Here is a 19,381-nt window from a genome sequence, read left to right on the forward strand (position 1 = left end):
GCGCGGCGCGCTAGGATGCCCGCAAAGGGAGAGCTGGTGATGAACGCAACCGATCACACGCTTCACAGCGCTGCGGAGCGCGCGAAGTTCCGCGAGATGAAGGAAGGCACGGCGCAGGACTGGGCCATCATCGGCGGCGAGTACCGCCAGTTCGCCAAGGGCCTGCCCGACCGCGTGCTCGAACATCTGCGACTGCTCGACGGCGATTTCGGCGGCTTTCCGGTCTGCCGGCTCGAGCACTCGCTGCAGACCGCGACGCGCGCGCACCGCGACGGGCGCGACGAGCAATATGTCGTCATGGCGCTGCTGCACGACATCGGTGACACGCTGGGGAGCTATAACCATCCCGAGGTCGCGGCCTCGATCATCAAGCCCTTCGTGCGCGAGGAACTGCACTGGATCTGCCAGCATCACGGGCATTTCCAAGGCTATTACTACTTCCACTACCTCGGCATGGACAAGGACGCGCGCGAGGCGTTCCGCGGAAGCGAGCACTTCGACGCGTGCGCAGAGTTCTGCGAGAAGTACGACCAGGCCGCGTTCGATCCCGACTACGAGAGCGAGCCGCTCGATTTCTTCGAGCCGATGGTGCGGCGGGTGATGGCGAGGCCGCTGGCGAGCCTCTACCAGCTCGACGAGCAGGCCGAAGCCGCCGAATAAGCGGGCTGCCCGTTCGCCGGCCTAGTCGGCGACCTCGCGCACGAAATGACGGGACCAGTCGGCGCTTCCGTCGGGCGCGCGGACGGCCTCCACCAGCACGATTTCGGCCTCGATCGTCTCGGCGCGCTCGTCCCATCCCTCATGCGTCCGCTTGCGGAACAGGCCGCCGCCGTGGTCAGGGCCCCAGCGGCGCATGAAGCGCAGCGCGGCCCCGGGCTCGTAGCCGGCGTTGGCAAGCAGCCAGGGCATCATGCGGTCGGCCTCGCGCTCGGTGATGCGCACGTTGCGCCACTTGCGCCCATGCTGGTCGAGCCAGACGCGGTGCCGCAGGAGATTGTGCGCGAACTCATGCGCGATGGCCGCGGCGAATTCGTCTTCGGGATAGGAGAGACCCACGAACTTGCGCCCGATCACGACCCGCGCGCCCTCCGCCGCCGCGCCGTCGCCGCCGATGATCTCGAAGCGGCTCGGGCAGGCTTGAACCCCCTCCAGCACGATGTCACCCCGGCCGGGGAGCGTGACGAGCACCTTGCCGTCGGCTGCGAGCGAGGAGTCGATCGCATCGTGCAGGCGCGCGAGGCGGCGCCAGTCTTCTTCCTCGGCCGCAGGAAGCGCGGCGACCACCGTGCCATCGATCGCCGCGATCTCGTCGTTCGCGCGCAGGCCCGCCGTGTGCGCCGGCGAGCCGGGCGCGACGGCCTGGACGGCGATCGGGCCGGCGATGCCGGCCGCCTTGCGCATCGCTTCGGGTTCGGCGTAGCCGGTCATGTCCTGCAGCAGCAGGCCGACGGCGGGCCGCGCATCGCTGCAATAGGCCGCATTCCCGGCGGCGAGCCGCCATCCGATCGCGAGCAGCCGTGCGTCGCTTTGCTGGAGCGCGGCAAGCGCCGCTGCCGCCGGCTCCTCGCGGGATTCGGCCAGCGCCGGCTGCGCCAGCGCCAGGAGCAGCGCGAGCGCCGGCGCAGCGCGGATCACGAGCCGCGCGCTGCGGCGATCGCTTCCTGCAGCGCGTCGTAGCCGATCGCCCCCTGGAGCACGCGGCCGCCGATCACCCAGCTCGGCGTGCCCGAGAAGCCAAGCGTGTCGGCAAGCCCCATGTTCTTCGCCAACTCGCGGGAGGCCTCGTCCGATGCGGCGAAACGCCGTGCCGCCTCCATGTCGAGCGCGGCGGCCTGGGCTGCCTTCTCAATGCTCGCGGCACTGGGCGGGCCGAGTGCGAACATCGCATCGTGGAACGCCTCGTACTTGCCCTGGCGAGCGGCGGCGAGCGCCATGCGTGCGGCCTCCTCGCTGCCCTGGAAGATCGGCCATTCGCGAATGACGACGCGAAGGTCCGGGTTTTCCTCGACCAGACGCGCAACTTCGGGCTGGCTCATCTTGCAGTAGGTGCAGCCGTAGTCGGTGAATTCGACCAGCGTCACTGCGCCTTCGGGATTGCCCAGCACGGCGCCGGGGAACGGCACCTCGACCTCGTCCGCGACCTGCGCGAGCCGTTCCTCCGCCTGCTTCGCCTGATAGCGGTCGGCCATTTCGGGGAGCAGTTCGGGGTTCTCGAGCAGATAGGCGCGCGTGTGCTTGTCGCCGAGCCCGCTCAGCGACCAGGCGGCAGCCCCGGCAAAGCCGAACGCGAGCGCGAGAAGCGCGACGAGAAGGTAATGGCGTATTGTCATGGGGCTGCGAGCGCTACCGGCGCTCCCGCTCGCGTTCAAGCGCGGCGCGGGCCTGGAGCGCAATATCCTGCGCGCGGATCCAGTCGGGCGAGCCCTCGGGAAGGCCCGCCTCTGCCGCCTGTGCGCTGCGGATCGCCTGTGCGTACTGCCGGTTCATGACCTGCTGCTCCGCACTCGCGAGCCGCGCGCGCGGCATGTCGCCCTGCGCGGCGTAAACCACGCCGAGCTGGTACCAGGCGAAGGGATTGAGGCGGTCGCGGCCGACCGCCCCGCGCAGCACCCGCTCCGCCTCGTCGAAATGCGCCCGATCCTCCGTTGCGATCAGCGCATGGCCGAACATCGAGGCAATCAGCGGCTGGTTGCGGGTGAGCTCGGTCGCGCGGCGCAGCGGCTTGATCGCCTCCTCCGGCCTGCCCGATTCGAGCAGGACCTGACCCTTGAGCTCAAGGAAATAGGGATCGTTCGGCGCGGTCTCGAGCAGGGCGTCGGTCTCCGCCAGCGCCTTGTCCATCTGCGCATCCTTGTGCCAAGCGTAGGCCCGGGCATAGCGCGCGGGCACTCCCGTCATGGTTTCCGGGTAGGCCTGCAGGGTCCGCTCGGGCGTCTCCTGATAGCCCGACAGCTTGGCCTTGACCCGCTCGAAGCGCTGCTGCAGCTCGGCATCGTCCGGCGCCTCCCACGCGGGGTCCTTAGTATAGACTTCGCGCAGACGCGCGATCCGGTCGCCCGAGAGCGGGTGCGTGCGGCCGAAGGCGACTTCGTCGTCCTGACTGTAGCCGTAGCGAAATTCCTGGTTCTGCAGCTTCCCGAAAAACGCCAGCGAGCCGCGCCCGGAGATACCGGCCTTGGAAAGATATTCCGCGCCGGCGGCGTCGGCGGAGGATTCCTGCACCCGGCTGAAGGCGAGGTACTTGCCGAGCGCCGCGCGCTGGCCGGCCATGATCATGCCCATGGCCGCGTCGCCCGCACCGGCGAGTGCCGCGCCGACGCCAAGCAGCAGCGAGAGGAGCGAGATATTGGTCGCCGCGCCCGCGCCTTCCGAATGGCGGATGATGTGCCCGCCGGTGATGTGGCCAAGCTCGTGCGCGATCACGCCCTGGACCTCATTGGCGGTCTCCGCCGCGTCGATCAGGCCGGTGTGGATGTAGACCGCCTGCCCGCCGGCGACGAAGGCGTTGATCGAAGGATCGTTGATCAGCACGATCTCTACATTGCCGGACTGGAGACCCGCGGCCTCGACCAGCGGCGCGGCCATGTCGTCTAGCAGCGCCTCGGTCTCGGCATCGCGCAGGATCGACTGCGCCGCCGCGGGCTGCGCCATCAGCGAAAGAACCGCAATCAGCGCGAGGAATCGGGCGAGAAGCTGCATTTGTGCTCTTGCTAGCGGTTCGGGGGCTGAACCGCCAATGAAGATCGCGCGCGCGGCGCTCAGGGCGTCTCGTGCGCCTGCTCGACCGTTTCCACGATCCGTGCCGCATCGCCCTGCGGCCTGAGCCCGGCCGCGCGCAGGAATTCCTGGCCGACGGCATAGCTGTCGCCCAGCCACAGCGGAACGCCCGCCGCCTCGATCGCCGCCTTGCCGGCGAGTTCCTCGGGCGAGAGCGGTTCGGTGGTCGCAGTTCGGATAAACACCGCGGCGATCCGGCCGAGGTTGCCGCTCACCACGTCGGCATAGGCCGGCAGGTCCCCCTGCGTGTCGTCGCCGATCAACGCGAAGCGGATGTCGGGGTACATCGCCATGACCGTATCGATCGCCGCGCGCTTGTGCTCGCCGTGGCTCGCGCTGCCCAGGGTCGCGCGGTCGAAGCCCCAGTCGCGCAGCAGCAGCGGCCCGAGCGGGAGCTTCCGAACCCGCAGAAAGGCGACGAGGTAGGAGAACAGGTTCCACGGGCTCGACGAGACGTAGAAGAACGGCCGGTGCGTGGCGGGGATCGCATCGCCCGCGCCGCCCTTGCCCGGCAATACCGCACCGCCGCCGAGCGCGCCGTAGAATGCGTCCACCCCGGGCACCGCGATCCGCTCGTCCGGCAGCTCGGCCAGCACGCGGCGCCAGTTGCGCATCAACTGACGGAAACCGCCGGTAATGCCGGTCTCGACGATCGTGTCGTCGATGTCGGAGATTACCGCCAGCAGCGTCGCGCTGCCCGGCACGAGAATGTGCCCTTCGACGCACTGCGGCCCCTCCCGGTTCAGCCAGTGGAGGCACACGATCTCCCACGCCGGGTCACGCGGCAGCGGCCAGCCTTCGCCGAGTTCGATCTCGAAACGGACGAAGCCTTCCCGATCGGTGGTGGCGAAATGGTCGGAGGTTTCGCCCTCGGGCGACTTAATCTCGAGCCGTACGTCGAGCCCGGCAGCCTCGCGCGAGGCGAACTGCGCGAGCATCGTACGCATGGCCTGCAGGCGGCCGCCATTCTCGAAGCCGGGCTTGCCGGAGCGCAGCGCCCGCGCCGCGATCACCAGGCGATCGGCACTCCGGTAGCCGAAGTAGGGCTGCAGGCGAACGGGCTGGCCGGAGAAGAAATCCATCGCCTGCGAAGGGGTAGCGCTCGCACGCGTCCGAGGATAGCCCGCGCGGCTCTCAGGCTACCAGCTTGCGCCCCACACGCTCGATCAGGGCCTGATCGTCGGAGACCTCGCCGATCACAGCGACATCGCCGTCGACACGGCGGATCACGACGAGACCGAACTCCGCGCCTTCCGGCGCAATCGCCTCGAACCCGCGCGGCTCGATCGCGCGCAGCTTCCTGGCGAGGCGAGTGTGCGGCGATTCTGACTTGTCCGCCTTGCCACTTTCCTCGCGGCGCAGCTTGCGCTCGGCCTTTACCACGCCCTTGAGGCCGCCCTCGGCCGCCGCGAGGAAGCCGGTGAGCGTCCCGGGCGCCAGACCCAGGCGGTGGGCGTGGCCGAGAACCGCGGCATATTCGGTGAGACGCGTCTTGTCGTAATCGGCACCGAAGACGAGCTTGACGACCGGCGTCATCGGCGCGCGTTCCTGCACCTTCAGGCCGTTCTGCGCCACGAGCGCTTCGAACTCGTCCGACGCGGCCGCCGCGGCGAGGCTGAAATCATATGCCCGCCCAACCGCGTCGTAGAGCGCGCCCCGGCTGCGGTCCTCGCAGCTCAAAGCCGCCTGAACGCAGGCGCGCGCCGCCGCGAGACTGGCGACGAGCCCCTGTTCGGCAGGGTCATGCCCGTGCAGCGCCGGAGCCAGTTCGTCATCGGTGACGAGCGGAATCGCATAGGGCTTCTTCGGCACCGACTGGCGCGCGATCATCGCGGCCATGCGCCAGGCGCCCTGGTCGTCATCTGCGTCGCCGCGCCCGGTCTCGCCGAAAGCCGGCGCGGGATAATCGTCGGCGGGTGCTCCGGGAGCCGAGGAAGCGTCCAGCGTTGCGACTCCGTCGACCGGACCGTCGGCCCAGTTGGTCACCGGGTCGGGATCGCGGGGCCCGTCGTCCGCCAGCTCGTCCGGATCGAGCGCCTGATCGATCTCCAGCATGAGCTCGTCGGTGGTGTGCTGGTCGGCGATCTCCTTCCAGTTGATCACGCCGTAGATGAAGTCGATCGTGTCGTCGTCGCTCGAGAACGGCAGGAGAATGCCGCGGTAGAGGATCGTCGCCCCGCGCTGATTCACGAATTCGGCTTCGAAGCCGATCGGCGCCTGGTTGGCGAGGATCTGCATGTAGTGATCGGTGATCCGGCTCAGCAGAGAGCGCGCAGGCACGTCGGTAAGCGCACCGATCTCGCCGTCGGCGCCGCATTCGACGGCGAGTTCGGCGCCGAGATACAGCACTGCCGGGTTCTCGATACCGGCCGTGAAGTCGAGCAGGATGCTGTAGGGGCCGAAGTCGGGCAGGGCGGCCGGATCGAGATCCTCGACCGAGGGAAAATTGCGATCTGCCAGCAGGCCGGCCCAGTGGTTGTAGGCGCGCACCTGCATCCGGCGCTCGTCGCTGCCGATCGCAGCGGGCGGCGGCTCGTGCGTGCCTTCGTCCCCGGCGTGGCCGAGACCGCGATCGCCTTCACCATAGTCCGGCGAATCGAATGTGCCGCGCAGTGTATCCATCGCCTCGTCGAAGCCCCCGATGCCTATTCCAGGACCGTTCTGGCGCGACGTGGTAAAGTTACGGTTAAGTCGCGCCGGCTGGAGGCGCCAGGCCATCGGACAGGCCCCGGTCGGTTCCGCACAGTCGGTCCCAGACGCGGAAATAGAGGCCGAAATTGCACGCGTAGTGCTCGTGATGGCGCTGGTGGTGGCTGGCGGTGATCAGCCAGCCGCCGAGCCGCGAGCGGACGAGGGCGCGGGGAAACAGCTCCCACCTCATGTGATTGGTCACGCCCATGACAGTCATGATCGCCAGCACCAGCCCCAGCATGGCGACGTGGATCGGGATCAGGAATACCAGAGCGGGGATGACCACCGCTCCGGTCAGCGCCTCGATCGGGTGGAAGCTCATCGCCGCCCAAGCCGTCGGCGGGCGGCTCGAATGATGCACCGCATGGGCGAGGCGGAACAGCCGCGGGCGGTGCATCCAGCGATGCGTCCAGTAGAACCACGTGTCGTGCGCGAAGAGATAGAGGAGCAGCGACAGCGGCAGATACCACAGAGGGTACGCATCCCAGCCGGTGTAGATCAGGGTCCAGCCGCGTTCCTGCCAACCCCAGGCGACCACGCCCGCGGGAATGCCGTAGATCGCGGCGGAAAGCAGCGACCAACCGATCTCGCGCCCGATCTGCGGACCCAAGCGGGCATAGAGCCCCGGCCGCACGCGCGCGGTCGCGAAGGCGAACAGCCCGCTCGCGGCGAAATAGCGCAGCGCCACGATCGCGGTCATCGCCAGGGCGGAGAGGATAACGGCGAGAGTCATCGCAGCCGCATTATGCCGCAGCGGCACGCGACGCGACAGAGCGCATGCGATGCCTTGATGTCATTCCATATGATCCCTATGCGATCCATATACGAATCATATATGGAGAACCCGCATGGGTATCGTCAGCATCGAGGATGAACTGCACGAGCAGGTGCGTCGGGCGAGCAAGGTATCATTCCGCTCGATCAACGCGCAGGCTGCCTACTGGATCAAGATCGGCATGCTGTGCGAGACCAATCCGGCGCTCAACTTCATGGAAATCATCGAGCGCGAACGCAGCTCCGCAGGCGTCTCCGCGCCGCCCCTGGCCGAGATGCGGCATGACGAAGCAGCCTGAGGAACTGGCGCTGCTGGCCGAATCCGGCCGGCTTCTCGCATCGGTGTTCGAAATGCTGGACCGGACGCCGCTCGCAGGCATGTCGACGCTCCAGATCGACGGAATGGTCGAGCGCTTCATCGTCGAGGATCTCGCGGCGCGGCCCGCGAGCAAGGGCCAGTACGGGTACGGCTTCGTCCTGAATGCCTCGGTGAACAACGTGGTCTGCCACGGCGTGCCATCGGCCGAGGACGTGCTGCGGGGCGGAGATATCGTCAATCTCGATATCACGCTCGAGAAGAACGGCTATATCGCCGACTCGAGCAAGACCTACCTCATCGGCGAGGTCGAGCCTTCCGCGAAGAGGCTGGTCCGAACCGCCTACGAAGCCATGTGGATGGGAATCCGGGCGGTCCGCCCGGGCGCGCGACTCGGCGACATTGGCTCGGCGATCGAGCGGCACGCCAAGCGCAGCGGCTATTCGGTCGTGCGCGAATATTGCGGCCACGGCATCGGCCGCGAGATGCACGAGGAGCCGCAGATTCTGCACTTCGGCAAGCCCGGAACCGGCCTGGTCCTGCGCGAAGGCATGGTCTTCACGGTCGAACCGATGCTCAACCGCGGCCGGAGGGGCGTGAGAACCAAGAACGATGGCTGGACCGTAGTGACCCGCGACGGCTCGCTGTCCGCGCAGTTCGAGCACACGGTCGCCGTCACCGCGTCGGGCGTGTCGGTGCTGACCCTGCGCCCCGACGAGCGCGGCATGATCGAGAAGATGAAGCTCGTCGCCTGAGGCGCGACTCAGGCCACTTCGCGCGCGATGTATTCGGGGTAGAAGCTGGGGGCGCGGTCCGACCAGCCGGGCGCGGTCGCGGCGGCCTCGCTCAGCGACTGGAGCAGGACCTTGCGGCGTGCAGGCGCGATCTGCGGCAGGGCGCTCGCGGCGCAGAAGGCGCTCGGCAGCCACGGCCGTGCCTCGGCGCCGAGCAGCCGTTCGTAGAGGAAGCGGAAGGCGGAGAAGCTCTCGATCCGCTCCTGCGCGAGATCGAACGCGGCCACGCGCACGAGCTTGCCGATGAAGCCTTCGATACCGTCGAGTGCGGTGCCGGCGGGGATCGCCGCCCGCAGCGCCTTGAGGTCCTGATAGGCGACGTACTGGCTGCGGATCGCGGCGTTCTCGCCGGCATCGCGCGCCCAGAGCTTGAAGGCGTCCTGCCGGCCGAGCCCGATATCGAGGCTGCGGCGGATGTAGCGCTGCTCGGCAGCCGTGAAGCTCGCGAACTCGCGCATCTCGGCGATCGTCAGCGATGCGGTTCCGGTCTTGGCCATGGGGCGGTTTCCCTGTTGCGCAGAGGCACCATCGCCGGACTCGGTTAAATTCGGGTTAGCCGCACCGATTCTGTGGTCAGATCAGTCCGGCCAGGGGGCTCGATGGGTCGGCATACTTGCGGGTCGCCATGCGCCCCGAGAGATAGGCGTCGCGCCCGGCCTCGACCGCAAGCTTCATCGCGCGCGCCATACGGATGGGATCCTTCGCCTCGGCAATGGCGGTGTTCATCAGCACGCCATCGCAGCCGAGTTCCATCGCGACCGCGGCATCGCTCGCCGTACCGACCCCGGCGTCGACCAGCACAGGCACGCTCGCGCCCTCTACGATCAGGCGGATCGTCACGCGGTTCTGGATGCCGAGGCCCGAGCCGATCGGGGCGCCGAGCGGCATGACCGCGACCGCGCCCGCATCTTCGAGCTGCTTGGCCGCAATCGGATCGTCGACGCAGTAGACCATCGGCAGGAAGCCTTCGCTCGCCAGCGTCTCGGTCGCGCGCAGCGTTTCGCGCATGTCGGGATAGAGCGTGCGCGCTTCGCCCAGCACTTCCAGCTTGACCAGGTCCCAGCCGCCGGCCTCGCGCGCCAAGCGCAGGGTGCGGATCGCTTCGTCTGCGGTGAAGCAGCCGGCGGTGTTGGGCAGATAGGTGACTTTCTTCGGGTCGATGAAGTCGGTCAGCATCGGCGCCTTGGGGTCGCTGACGTTCACCCGGCGCACTGCGACGGTGACGATCTCCGCACCCGAAGCTTCCAGCGCGGCCGCGTTCTGCGCAAAGTCCTTGTACTTGCCCGTGCCGACGATCAGCCGCGAGCGGAACGTGCGCCCGGCGACCGTCCAGGTGTCGTCGCTTCCCGCCGCATGGTCGCCGCCGCCGACGAAGTGCACGATCTCCAGCACGTCGCCGTCGACCAACGCCGTGTCCGCGAGCGTCGAGCGCGGGACGATCTCGCCGTTCCGTTCTACGGCCACTTTCTCGGGTGTGAGGTCGAGCTCGCGCACCAGCGCGGCGATGGTCGGGGCGGAGGAACGGCGGGTCTCGCCGTTGACGGTGAGGGAAAGGGGGGCTGCCATGCCCCGCGAGATAGCGCTCAATGCGCGTGGCGCAAGTTGAGGAAGTGTCCGATCGAAACGAGCGAGACGCCAATCACGGTCAGCACGACCTCGCCCGTGCCGTGCGGCATGGCGAGCGCCCCCCCCATGAAGCTGAGCCCGGTCATAGCCGTTACGAACGGCGCGGCGCGGCGGTGGGTCAGCGCGCCCCAGCCGATCGCGACCGCGGCGATCACGAGCGCTATCGCAAGTCCGACGCGGTGAAAGGCCGGCGCGAGCAGGAACTCGCCGCCGATCCCGAGCGCCGAGACGATGACGATCGAGGCCAGGCAATGCAGCAGGCACAGCCCGGAGAGAACGACGCCTGCACGGTCGAGCCGAGCGCGAATCGAGGAGAGCGGATTACTCATTGGCGAGGCTCATGTATGTGATAATGTATCATAGCGCAAGCGCAAATCGGCAAAGCCCTTGCGATTTGCGGAATGCGGACGCATCAGGCGGCTCCATGGTCTCCAGGACGAATTTCGGCGCCGGCACGGCCGTGCTGACGCCCGCCACAGCCCGCCCCGCCGCTCTCGCCCGCTGGCTATGGATCGTCGCCTGGATGGTCGTGGCGATGATCGTGGTCGGCGGCATCACCCGGCTGACCGAATCGGGCCTGTCGATCACCGAATGGAAGCCCGTCACCGGCGCGATCCCGCCGCTGACCGACGCCCAGTGGCAAGCCGAGTTCGAAGCCTATCAGCAGATCGGCGAGTACCAGCAGATCACCGGCCCGGCCGGAATGACGCTGGCGGATTACAAGTTCATCTACTTCTGGGAATGGGCCCATCGCCTGCTCGGCCGTCTGATCGGGCTGGCCTTCGCCCTGCCGCTCGCCTGGTACTGGATACGCGGCGCGATTCCCAGCGGATACAAGCTGCGGCTGCTCGCGCTGCTCGCGCTCGGCGGCCTGCAAGGGGCGTTCGGCTGGTTCATGGTGCGCTCGGGCCTGTCCAGCGAGGTGACCGACGTCAGCCATTTCTGGCTGTCGATCCATCTGCTCACCGCGCTGTTCACCCTCGGCGGCCTCGCATGGACGGCGTTCGATCTCCACCGGCTCGCGCAGATCCCGGGCGCCCGCCCAGCGCGGCTCGGCGGGCTTGCGCTGGTCACCGCGCTGATCCTGTTCGTCCAGCTCCTGCTCGGCGCCTGGGTCGCTGGCCTCAACGCAGGGTTGGCGTCCGATACCTGGCCGCTGATGCAGGGGCGGTTCGTGCCTGAGTTCGACACGTCGCGCGGCCTGTTGTGGGCGATGACCCACGACCCGTTCCTGATCCACTTCCTCCACCGCTGGTGGGCCTGGGTGGCGGTGGCGGCGCTGGTCGTGCTAGCGCGCAAGGTCCGCCCGCTCGATCGGCGCGCCTCGATCGCGATCCACGCGGCTTTCGGCACGCAGATCATCCTGGGCATTGCCACCGTCTGGACCGGCGTATCGCTGTGGGTGGCGACCGCGCACCAGTTTGTCGGCGCCTTGCTGGTGATTGCCGTGACCTGGGGTGCCCATGTCCTGGGGCGGCGGCCGTGAGCGCGCTCGTCTGGTGCCCCTGCCCGGACGAGGACATTGCGAAGTCGCTTGCCCGCACGCTGGTCGAGGAGAAGCTCGCCGCCTGCGGAAACATCATCGGCCCGATCGATTCGGTCTTCTGCTGGCGCGGCGAAGTCGACGAAGCCCGCGAGTTCGGGCTCCTGCTGAAGACCGACGCGCGCCTGCTGGAGAAGGCCGTTGCGCGGCTCGAGCAAGTGCATCCCTATGACGAGCCGGCGGTGCTCGGCTGGCGCTGCGATGCGGCGGGCGCAGCGACGCAGGCGTGGCTCGGCGCCCTGGCGGGGCCGCGCGGGTGACGGCGCCCTTCAACCGCCGGAGTGCGCTTGTCGCATTGGGGGTCGCGATGGGCACCGCGCTCGTTGGAGCGCGCGTTGGTGCCCAGGTGGCCGAAGCGCCCGGCTTCAGAGCGCCAGGCGAGCCGATGCGGCTCACGCGGGTGCTCGAGCGCGAGCTGGGTGACGGCGCCAAAGTCACGGTCACCCGAACCTGGCGCGTGCGCTTTGTCGCGCATGCGGCCGGCTATACGGTCGAAGGCGAACAGATCGCCGTCGAAGTCGACGCACCGCCGCGCCTGGCCGTCTTGGCGGAGGTCGAACGGAAGAACCCGCACGCAGGCCCCTTTCCGATCGCGCTGGACCAGGCCGGACTGATCCTTGGCGAAGGAGGAGCAGGCGCTGCGTCCATCCCCGGCCTCGACGAAGCGGCGAAGAAGTATCTCGAAGGCGCGCCGCCGGAGCGGCATGCGGACGCGATGCAGTATGTTCGCGCGGTGCAGCAGGCCGGGGCGGCGATGACGAGCCGGTGGCCCGAAGACCTGTTCTATCCGGTTGCCGGGCCGCGCCGCGACAAGCGGACCCTGCCGCTGCCCGGGGGCGGATCGGGCACGATCGTGGTCAGCTTCGAAGGCACTCTCTCCGCCGGTGGACGCCATCTCGCCGCGGCGAAGCGGCGGATCGAGACGACCGTGAACGGCACCGCGCGCGCGTCGCGGGAGATGTGGCGGCTGGAGCCGCTCCAGTAGCACGGTATTATTTTACCTCCTTCAAGAACCCCGCATTTGCTTGACTTTTGGGCGTTCGGACGACAAATGCGCCGCTCCCGCGCCCGCTCTCATGCGGATTCGCGGCGAGAGACATTTCGAAGGAATTGAAGCCATGAAGGCGCTCCACAAGAGCACCCGGTCGATCAAACCGGCCGAGGTCGAGAAGAAGTGGCACCTGATCGATGCCGAGGGTCTGGTCGTCGGCCGCCTCGCTGCGATCGTCGCCAACATCCTGCGCGGCAAGCACAAGCCGAGCTACACCCCCCACGTCGACTGCGGCGACCACGTGATCGTGATCAATGCCGACAAGGTGCGGTTCACCGGCAACAAGCTGGGTGACAAGAAGTACTACAAGCACACCGGCTATGCCGGCGGGATCAAGGAAACGACCCCGGCCAAGGTGCTCGAAGGCCGCTTCCCCGAGCGCGTGCTCGAAAAGGCGGTCGAGCGCATGGTTCCGCGCGGTCCGCTGGGCCGCGACCAGATGCGCGCGCTGCACCTCTATGCCGGGACCGAGCATCCGCACGACGGCCAGAAGCCCGAAGTGCTCGACGTTGCCTCGATGAACCGCAAGAACAAGGTCTCCGCATAATGGCTGATGACGACAAGAACACCGTGTCCGATCTGTCGGACCTCAAGAACATCGCCGGCGACGCCCCCGAGAGCGACGCGGTGACGATCGCCGAGAGCACCGCCCCGCTGCGGGAGCAGGAGCTCGACCAGCAAGGCCGCGCCTACGCCACCGGCCGCCGCAAGGACGCCGTGGCCCGCGTGTGGATCAAGCCAGGCAAGGGCAAGATCACCATCAACGGCCGCGACCAGGAAACCTACTTCGCACGGCCGACGCTGCGCCTGATCATCAACCAGCCCTTCGCGATCACCGATCGCACGGAGCAGTTCGATGTCATCGCCACCGTCAAGGGCGGCGGGCTTTCGGGCCAGGCCGGCGCGGTCAAGCACGGCATTTCGCAGGCGCTCACCAAGTATGAGCCCGCCCTGCGCGCCACGGTCAAGGCCGCCGGCTTCCTCACCCGCGACAGCCGCGTGGTCGAGCGCAAGAAGTATGGTCGCGCCAAGGCCCGCCGCAGCTTCCAGTTCTCGAAGCGCTAAGGCTTCCGCATACCGGACAAACGGAAGGGCGGTCCCGCAAGGGGCCGCCCTTTTTTTGCGCCCCGGCACGTTCGGAATTGACCGGCCCTTTCTCCTGCAAGAATGTGGGCGAAGGACACCAAGGAGACTGAATGCCGCATCACACGCCGCTCATGGGCACAATCGTCGCAGGGTTCGTCGTTGCATTCCTGATGGGAGCGCTCGCCCACAAGCTGCGCGTTTCCCCGGTGGCGGGTTATCTCTTCGCAGGTGTGATCGTCGGCCCCTTCACACCCGGTTTCGTCGCAGACATCGCGCTCGCCAACGAACTGGCGGAAATCGGGGTCATGCTGCTGATGTTCGGCGTCGGGCTGCACTTCTCGCTCCGCGACCTGCTTTCGGTGAAGAACATCGCCGTGCCCGGGGCGGTGATCCAGATCGCGGTCGCGACCGCGATGGGGCTGGGGCTGGCACTCTACCTCGGCTGGTCGATCGCGGCGGGGCTGGTCTTCGGCTTGGCGCTGTCGGTTGCCAGCACCGTCGTCCTGCTCCGCGCGCTCCAGGCGCGCAACTTGGTCGAGACCCAACGCGGGCGCATCGCCGTCGGCTGGCTGATCGTCGAGGATCTGGCGATGATCCTCGCGCTGGTGCTGCTCCCCGCCATAGCCGGCATGCTCGACGGGGGGCCGGACGGCGAGGGCGGCCGCGGCCTGTTGACCGCCGTTGCGCTCACCGTGCTCAAGGTCGGCGGTTTCCTCGCCTTCATGCTGATCGTGGCCCGGCGACTGATCCCGGCCGCGCTGCACTGGACCGCGCATACCGGATCGCGCGAGCTCTTCCGCCTGGCGGTGCTGTCGATCGCGCTCGGGGTGGCGCTGGGCGCGGCTTACGTCTTCGACGTCTCGCTCGCGCTCGGCGCCTTCTTCGCCGGGATGATCCTGGGCGAGACCCAGTTGAGCCGGCGCGCGGCAGAGGAGACGTTGCCCCTGCGCGACGCTTTCGCCGTGCTGTTCTTCGTCTCGGTCGGGATGCTGTTCGATCCCTCTGTGGTCGTAGAGCAGCCGGGGCCGGTCCTCGCGACAGTGGCGATCATCGTGGTCGGAAAGTCGCTCGCCGCCTACGCGATCGTGCGCGCCTTCGGATACGACAACGGCAAGGCGCTGACGGTTGCTGGCAGCCTCGCACAGATCGGCGAGTTCTCGTTCATCCTGGCGGGGCTGGGGATGCAACTCGGGATCCTGCCGCCCGAGGGTCGCGACCTGATCCTTGCGGGCGCGATCTTCTCCATCCTCGTCAACCCGCTGATCTTCACTCTGCTGTCGGGACGCCTCGGTGACGTAAAACGGCGCGAGGAGGCGCACGCGCAGGAGCGCGAGGCAACGCGGCAACGCGAGCGGCGCGAGCACGTGATCCTCGTCGGGCACGGACGCGTAGGGCGGCTGATCGCCGAGGGAGCCGCGCACCCGGGGCGTGCACTGGTCGTGATCGAAGAGCAGGCGCACTTCGCGCGCGAGGCGGAGGAGGCCGGGTGCGAGGTCGTGATCGGCAACGCGACCAACCCGCACATCCTCGACGAGGCGGGAATACAGCATGCCTCCAAGCTGATCATCGCGATCCCTGAAGGTTTCGAGGGAGGAGCGATTGCCGAGCACGCCCGGCGGCTCAATCCCGAGATCGTGATCTTCGCGCGCGCCCATTCGGACGAGGAGGTCGGCCATCTCGAACGGCTTGGCGTCGATCACGTGATCATGGGCGAGCGCGAAATCGCGCGCGCGATCCTCGGTCTAGCGGCGATGACCCGCCCCGCCGCCTGACCGCGCCTGACGGCGGCGATCTTCACGCCATCATCGTTCTGTCACGCAACCGCCACACGCGTGTAATGCCCTGCCCCTAGCGGCCCCTCCAACAAGGTTCAGGAGGGCAACGGGAAATGTTCAGCCGCAAGCGTTATCTGCTTTCATCCGCCAGCGCAGTCCTGGCGGCCGCGATCGCGACCCCGACACTCGCCGGCGACCTCGTCGGCAGCGTCTACGATGCGAGCGAGACAATCGCCCTGCAGGCGGCACAAGTGCGGCTGGTGGAGCTCGATCGCATCGCAACGACGGAGCGCGACGGCAGCTTCCTCTTCTCCGACGTCCCGGCCGGTGAATACACCCTCGAAGTCAACTACGTCGGCGCGCCGAGCGTCCGCCAAACCGTGAGCGTTCCGGCGGACGGCTACGTCCGCACCGACGTACTGATCGGCGGCGACGACGCGCGCGAGATCCTGGTCGTCGGCCAGAGCGCCAATCTCGCCAGCGCCCTGTCGCGCAAGCGCGGGAACGACGGCGTGAGCGACGTGCTGACGCGCGACGCGATCGGCCAGTTCCCCGACCAGAACGTCGCCGAGTCGCTGCGTCGCCTGCCTGGCGTCAACGTGCTCAACGACCAGGGCGAGGGCCGCTTTGTCTCGATTCGGGGACTCGATCCGGAACTCAACGCAACCTCGCTCAACGGCGTGCGCCTGCCGGCCCCGGAATCGGACGTCCGCTCGGTCGCGCTCGACGTCATATCGAGCGACATTATCGAATCGATCGAGATCAAGAAGTCGCTGACACCCGACATGGATGCGGACACGATCGGCGCCTCGATCGAAATCGAGACGACCAGCGCCTTCGACCGCAAGAAGGACCTGCTCACTGCGAAGATCGAGGGTAGCTACAACGACTACGCCGACCACGTCTCGCCCAAGGGCAGCATCGATTTCGCCGCCAAGCTGAGCGACAACTTCGGCGTGTCCGGCGGCGCATCGTACTACAAGCGCAAGTTCGAGACCGACAACATCGAGGCCGACGGATGGGACGACGACGACGGGCTGATCTACGCCGAGGAAGTCAACTACCGCGACTACGACGTGGAGCGGGAGCGGATCAGCGCCAATCTCAACTTCGACCTGCGGCTGAGCGACACGACCGAGCTCTACCTGCGCGGCCTCTACAGCCAGTTCGACGACCAGGAATATCGCCGTGAGGTCTCGCTGAAGTTCGGCGAAGCGCCGAGCTCGGGCAGCGGAACGAGCGTCGAGTTCGACGACGCCGACGGCGAGATCGAGGTGCAGCGCTCGATCAAGGACCGTTTCGAGACGCAGCGCATCCGCTCGATCGTCCTCGGCGGCGAGACCGACACCGGTGACTGGAAGGCCAGCTATTCGGCGAGCTGGGCCAAGTCGACCGAGAACGAGGACGGCTCGGTCGATCCCGCAAATTTCGAGGCAGGCTTCGAGGAAAGCGGCCTGGCGGTCGGCGTCGACTATTCCGATCCGCGCAAGCCGCTCTATTCGGTCAGCGGGTCGAACGCCGCGGCCTTCTTCGATCCCCTCGAATATGGGCTCGACGACATCACCGTCACCGCGCTCTCCGATTCCCAGGACGAAGAGTTTGCAGCGAAGTTCGACCTAGGCCGCGAGTTCGTCACCGACGGCGGCACGTTCACCGTGCAGGGCGGTGCCAAGGCGCGCTGGCGCGACAAGAGCTACAACCTCGAGGCGCGCTATTTCGAGAACGACGATCTGACGCTGGCCGACGTTCTCGGCGAGCAGACCTACCGCCTCACCGACATTTCGCCGGTCCCGAACTATCGCGGCGCGCGTGACCTCCTGTTCGGCAATCCCGACAATTTCACACTGGTCCCGCTCGACAGCGATTTCGACAGTGCGGTGGAGGACTATTCGGTCACCGAAGACATTCTCGCCGGCTACCTGCTCGGCCGCTGGGACAGCACCACGCTGCGGGTGATCGGCGGCGTGCGTTACGAGCGGACGAAGAACGACATCACCGGCAACCATGTCCTGCTGGTGGAGGACGAAGCCGTGACCGTCTCCCCGGTCGCCTACGAGCGCGACTACGATCACTGGCTGCCGAGCCTGACGATCCGCTACGAGCCCACGCCCGATCTGGTGCTGCGCGCCGCCGGCTATCGCAGCCTGGTGCGGCCCAAGCTGTCCAAGCTCGCCCCGATCTTCGTGGTGGAGGAGAACGACGACGGCGAGCGCGAGGGTGAGTTCGGCAACCCCGACCTGCTGCCCTACGAGGCGTGGAACTTCGACGCCGCGGCCGAATGGTACTTCTCCGGCAACGGCGCGATCACCGCAGGGGTGTTCTACAAGGACATTAAAAACTTCATTGTCGACACCGTCCGGGAGAGCGACGTCTATCAGGGGATCGAGTTCGACGAAGCGACGATCCCGATCAACGGCGAGAGCGCGGAAGTCTTCGGCGTGGAGCTTTCGGTCGCACAGAAGCTCGACATGCTGCCAGCGCCGTTCGACGGGCTGCTGATGCAGGCGAACTATACCTATACCGATGCGACCGGGCTCGTCCCGAACGACGGCGATCCAACGGACCTGCGCGAGATCACGCTGCCCTCGACGTCGAAGCACACGGCCAATATCGCGCTGGGATACGAGAAGGGCCCGATCAGCCTGCGCGTCGCGGGCACCTATCGCGACTCCTATCTCAACGAGCTTGGCGACGAGGCTCAGGAAGATCGCCTGGTCGACGACCACTTCCAGGTCGACCTCAGCGCCAAGTACCGCGTCAGCGACAACGTTCAGCTCTTCTACGAATGGGTGAACATCAACAACGCCAAGTACTTCGCCTACAACAACTATGGCGGGCGCCGGAATCTCTACCAGTACGAAGAATATAGCTGGACCATGAAATTCGGGGCGAGGGTGAACTTCTGATGGCAAACGCATTCAAGATCTTTCCGCTCGCCGCGGTTCTCGCGGCGGCAAGCGGCTGCGCGACCGCGCCGATCATGGGTGATCCCGCAGTCCAGGTTAGCGCATCGGCCGAAACACGCCCGGTGGGCACCGCAAATGCGGATGCGGCGGACGATCCGGCGATCTGGCGCAATGCGGATAATCCCGCGGCAAGCCTGATCGTCGCGACGGACAAGAAGGCCGGGCTCTACGTCTACGGGCTCGACGGCGAAGTCCGCCACTTCCTTCCCGGCGGTCTGCTCAACAACGTCGATCTGGTTGAACTTGCCGATGGCACCGTGCTCGTCGGCGCCAGCGAACGGACCGATCCGGCAAATGCCAAGGTGGCGCTGTTCACGCTCGACACCGGGCGCGGCGAGCTGCGCCGCGTGAGCACGATCGATGTTGGCCCCGGCGAAGGCTACGGCTTCTGCATGGGGCCGGGCCGCGGCGGCGCCGACGTCATGCTCTATTCGCCGGTCAAGGATGGTTCGCTCCACGGCCAGGCCTTGCGCTGGAACGGTGGGGAACCCGCAGTCGAGACCGTGTTCCGGCACAAGCTCGCCACCCAGCCCGAAGGCTGCGTGGTCGATCCGCGCGATGGCACGCTCTACGTTGGTGAGGAAATGGCCGGGATCTGGCGCTTCCGCACGGACGGAACGCCTGGTGAACTCGTGGCCACGGTCGACAACGCCATGCTGGTCGCCGACGTCGAGGGCCTCGCCATCGCGCCCGAGGGTGAGAACGGCGGGCTTCTGGTCGCCTCGAGCCAGGGCGACAACGCATACGCCGTGTTCCGCCTGCCCGGAATGGAGCCGGTCGGCCGTTTCCGCATCGCCGCAGGTACGATCGGCGCCGCGGAGGAGACCGACGGCATCGAGCTCAAGCTGGGCGAGTTCGGACCGGAATTTCCCGCAGGGCTGTTCATCGCCCAGGACGGCATGAACGAACCGGAAGCGCAGAACTTCAAGCTCGTGCGCTGGGACAGCGTGCTCGAGGCGCTCGGCGAACGCTGAGCGCGCGC

At 67.4% G+C, this 19,381-nt stretch carries 20 protein-coding genes; 11 read left to right on the forward strand and 9 right to left on the reverse strand.

Features of this window, described 5'->3' with window-relative positions:
- The first annotated feature begins 39 nt into the window (after positions 1 to 39).
- On the forward strand, positions 40 to 660 hold the full coding sequence (locus AC3A5N_RS11040; protein ID WP_487737374.1) for an HD domain-containing protein: 621 nt from the start codon (positions 40 to 42) through the stop codon (positions 658 to 660).
- 21 nt (positions 661 to 681) lie between these two features.
- Here AC3A5N_RS11040 and AC3A5N_RS11045 read toward each other — a convergent pair whose 3' ends face one another.
- Genes AC3A5N_RS11045 through AC3A5N_RS11070 form a run of 6 tightly spaced genes read right to left on the reverse strand, consistent with a single transcriptional unit; the run spans position 682 to position 7,201 of the window.
- Positions 682 to 1,635: a PDZ domain-containing protein gene (locus AC3A5N_RS11045; RefSeq protein ID WP_487737375.1), complete on the reverse strand. Its 954-nt coding sequence runs from the start codon at positions 1,633 to 1,635 to the stop codon at positions 682 to 684.
- Complete coding sequence (locus AC3A5N_RS11050; RefSeq protein WP_487737376.1) at positions 1,632 to 2,330, reverse strand: DsbA family protein; 699 nt, start codon at positions 2,328 to 2,330, stop codon at positions 1,632 to 1,634. Before AC3A5N_RS11050 ends, AC3A5N_RS11045 begins: the two co-directional genes overlap by 4 nt.
- A gap of 13 nt (positions 2,331 to 2,343) precedes the next feature.
- Complete coding sequence (locus AC3A5N_RS11055) at positions 2,344 to 3,699, reverse strand: M48 family metalloprotease (protein ID WP_487737377.1); 1,356 nt, start codon at positions 3,697 to 3,699, stop codon at positions 2,344 to 2,346.
- Between the two features lie 59 nt (positions 3,700 to 3,758).
- A complete protein-coding gene (locus AC3A5N_RS11060) occupies positions 3,759 to 4,859 on the reverse strand; it encodes a phosphatase domain-containing protein (protein ID WP_487737378.1) in 1,101 nt (366 codons plus the stop codon).
- A 52-nt stretch (positions 4,860 to 4,911) separates the two neighbouring features.
- Positions 4,912 to 6,495 (reverse strand): PAS domain-containing protein, encoded by a 1,584-nt coding sequence (locus tag AC3A5N_RS11065; RefSeq protein WP_487737379.1) that lies wholly within the window; start codon positions 6,493 to 6,495, stop codon positions 4,912 to 4,914.
- Positions 6,464 to 7,201 carry a sterol desaturase family protein gene (locus AC3A5N_RS11070; protein ID WP_487737380.1) on the reverse strand — a complete coding sequence of 246 codons (738 nt, stop codon included), beginning with the start codon at positions 7,199 to 7,201 and terminating at the stop codon, positions 6,464 to 6,466. Before AC3A5N_RS11070 ends, AC3A5N_RS11065 begins: the two co-directional genes overlap by 32 nt.
- Positions 7,202 to 7,316: 115 nt before the next feature.
- Between AC3A5N_RS11070 and AC3A5N_RS11075 the strand changes: the two genes are divergently transcribed.
- Both AC3A5N_RS11075 and map read left to right on the forward strand, forming a co-directional pair.
- Positions 7,317 to 7,541 (forward strand): ParD-like family protein, encoded by a 225-nt coding sequence (locus AC3A5N_RS11075; protein WP_487737381.1) that lies wholly within the window; start codon positions 7,317 to 7,319, stop codon positions 7,539 to 7,541.
- The gene (map, locus tag AC3A5N_RS11080) at positions 7,525 to 8,313 is read left to right on the forward strand and encodes a type I methionyl aminopeptidase (RefSeq protein WP_487737382.1); all 789 of its coding nucleotides are present in this window, start codon (positions 7,525 to 7,527) and stop codon (positions 8,311 to 8,313) included. Before AC3A5N_RS11075 ends, map begins: the two co-directional genes overlap by 17 nt.
- An 8-nt stretch (positions 8,314 to 8,321) precedes the next feature.
- On the opposite strand, the gene AC3A5N_RS11085 is transcribed toward map, so the two are convergent.
- The 3 genes from AC3A5N_RS11085 to AC3A5N_RS11095 all read right to left on the reverse strand — a co-directional run bounded on the left by AC3A5N_RS11085 (position 8,322) and on the right by AC3A5N_RS11095 (position 10,307).
- On the reverse strand, positions 8,322 to 8,849 hold the full coding sequence (locus AC3A5N_RS11085) for a hypothetical protein (protein WP_487737383.1): 528 nt from the start codon (positions 8,847 to 8,849) through the stop codon (positions 8,322 to 8,324).
- A 76-nt stretch (positions 8,850 to 8,925) separates the two neighbouring features.
- On the reverse strand, positions 8,926 to 9,918 hold the full coding sequence (gene thiS, locus AC3A5N_RS11090; RefSeq protein WP_487737384.1) for a sulfur carrier protein ThiS: 993 nt from the start codon (positions 9,916 to 9,918) through the stop codon (positions 8,926 to 8,928).
- 17 nt (positions 9,919 to 9,935) lie between these two features.
- On the reverse strand, positions 9,936 to 10,307 hold the full coding sequence (locus AC3A5N_RS11095; RefSeq protein WP_487737385.1) for a MerC domain-containing protein: 372 nt from the start codon (positions 10,305 to 10,307) through the stop codon (positions 9,936 to 9,938).
- A gap of 95 nt (positions 10,308 to 10,402) precedes the next feature.
- Here AC3A5N_RS11095 and AC3A5N_RS11100 point away from each other — a divergent pair, with 95 nt between their 5' ends.
- From AC3A5N_RS11100 to AC3A5N_RS11135, 8 genes are all read left to right on the forward strand, one after another.
- Positions 10,403 to 11,464 (forward strand): COX15/CtaA family protein, encoded by a 1,062-nt coding sequence (locus tag AC3A5N_RS11100; RefSeq protein WP_487737386.1) that lies wholly within the window; start codon positions 10,403 to 10,405, stop codon positions 11,462 to 11,464.
- Positions 11,461 to 11,781, forward strand: coding sequence for a divalent-cation tolerance protein CutA (gene cutA, locus AC3A5N_RS11105; RefSeq protein WP_487737387.1), 321 nt, complete (start codon positions 11,461 to 11,463; stop codon positions 11,779 to 11,781). Before AC3A5N_RS11100 ends, cutA begins: the two co-directional genes overlap by 4 nt.
- Positions 11,748 to 12,506 (forward strand): hypothetical protein, encoded by a 759-nt coding sequence (locus tag AC3A5N_RS11110; protein WP_487737388.1) that lies wholly within the window; start codon positions 11,748 to 11,750, stop codon positions 12,504 to 12,506. The genes cutA and AC3A5N_RS11110 overlap by 34 nt, the downstream gene beginning before the upstream one ends.
- A 133-nt stretch (positions 12,507 to 12,639) precedes the next feature.
- A complete protein-coding gene (rplM, locus tag AC3A5N_RS11115; RefSeq protein ID WP_487737389.1) occupies positions 12,640 to 13,119 on the forward strand; it encodes a 50S ribosomal protein L13 in 480 nt (159 codons plus the stop codon).
- Entirely contained in the window at positions 13,119 to 13,637 is a 519-nt protein-coding gene (gene rpsI / locus AC3A5N_RS11120) for a 30S ribosomal protein S9 (RefSeq protein ID WP_487737390.1), read from the forward strand. Before rplM ends, rpsI begins: the two co-directional genes overlap by 1 nt.
- 131 nt (positions 13,638 to 13,768) lie before the next feature.
- A complete protein-coding gene (locus AC3A5N_RS11125) occupies positions 13,769 to 15,430 on the forward strand; it encodes a cation:proton antiporter domain-containing protein (RefSeq protein WP_487737391.1) in 1,662 nt (553 codons plus the stop codon).
- Between the two features lie 116 nt (positions 15,431 to 15,546).
- Positions 15,547 to 18,339 (forward strand): TonB-dependent receptor, encoded by a 2,793-nt coding sequence (locus AC3A5N_RS11130; protein ID WP_487737392.1) that lies wholly within the window; start codon positions 15,547 to 15,549, stop codon positions 18,337 to 18,339.
- Positions 18,339 to 19,373 (forward strand): phytase, encoded by a 1,035-nt coding sequence (locus AC3A5N_RS11135; RefSeq protein ID WP_487737393.1) that lies wholly within the window; start codon positions 18,339 to 18,341, stop codon positions 19,371 to 19,373. The genes AC3A5N_RS11130 and AC3A5N_RS11135 overlap by 1 nt, the downstream gene beginning before the upstream one ends.
- Positions 19,374 to 19,381 lie beyond the last annotated feature (8 nt).

It is taken from the genome of Pelagerythrobacter sp. Soil_C_18, assembly GCF_057657235.1.

Bases quoted from the DNA above. Each gene is read 5' to 3' on its own strand.
- AC3A5N_RS11040 (WP_487737374.1), top strand. From the start codon at position 40: ATGAACGCAACCGATCACACGCTTCACAGCGCTGCGGAGCGCGCGAAG.
- AC3A5N_RS11050 (WP_487737376.1), bottom strand. From the start codon at position 2,330: ATGACAATACGCCATTACCTTCTCGTCGCGCTTCTCGCGCTCGCGTTC.
- AC3A5N_RS11055 (WP_487737377.1), bottom strand. From the start codon at position 3,699: ATGCAGCTTCTCGCCCGATTCCTCGCGCTGATTGCGGTTCTTTCGCTG.
- AC3A5N_RS11060 (WP_487737378.1), bottom strand. From the start codon at position 4,859: ATGGATTTCTTCTCCGGCCAGCCCGTTCGCCTGCAGCCCTACTTCGGC.
- AC3A5N_RS11065 (WP_487737379.1), bottom strand. From the start codon at position 6,495: ATGGCCTGGCGCCTCCAGCCGGCGCGACTTAACCGTAACTTTACCACG.
- AC3A5N_RS11070 (WP_487737380.1), bottom strand. From the start codon at position 7,201: ATGACTCTCGCCGTTATCCTCTCCGCCCTGGCGATGACCGCGATCGTG.
- AC3A5N_RS11075 (WP_487737381.1), top strand. From the start codon at position 7,317: ATGGGTATCGTCAGCATCGAGGATGAACTGCACGAGCAGGTGCGTCGG.
- map (WP_487737382.1), top strand. From the start codon at position 7,525: ATGACGAAGCAGCCTGAGGAACTGGCGCTGCTGGCCGAATCCGGCCGG.
- AC3A5N_RS11085 (WP_487737383.1), bottom strand. From the start codon at position 8,849: ATGGCCAAGACCGGAACCGCATCGCTGACGATCGCCGAGATGCGCGAG.
- thiS (WP_487737384.1), bottom strand. From the start codon at position 9,918: ATGGCAGCCCCCCTTTCCCTCACCGTCAACGGCGAGACCCGCCGTTCC.
- AC3A5N_RS11095 (WP_487737385.1), bottom strand. From the start codon at position 10,307: ATGAGTAATCCGCTCTCCTCGATTCGCGCTCGGCTCGACCGTGCAGGC.
- AC3A5N_RS11100 (WP_487737386.1), top strand. From the start codon at position 10,403: ATGGTCTCCAGGACGAATTTCGGCGCCGGCACGGCCGTGCTGACGCCC.
- rplM (WP_487737389.1), top strand. From the start codon at position 12,640: ATGAAGGCGCTCCACAAGAGCACCCGGTCGATCAAACCGGCCGAGGTC.
- rpsI (WP_487737390.1), top strand. From the start codon at position 13,119: ATGGCTGATGACGACAAGAACACCGTGTCCGATCTGTCGGACCTCAAG.
- AC3A5N_RS11125 (WP_487737391.1), top strand. From the start codon at position 13,769: ATGCCGCATCACACGCCGCTCATGGGCACAATCGTCGCAGGGTTCGTC.
- AC3A5N_RS11130 (WP_487737392.1), top strand. From the start codon at position 15,547: ATGTTCAGCCGCAAGCGTTATCTGCTTTCATCCGCCAGCGCAGTCCTG.
- AC3A5N_RS11135 (WP_487737393.1), top strand. From the start codon at position 18,339: ATGGCAAACGCATTCAAGATCTTTCCGCTCGCCGCGGTTCTCGCGGCG.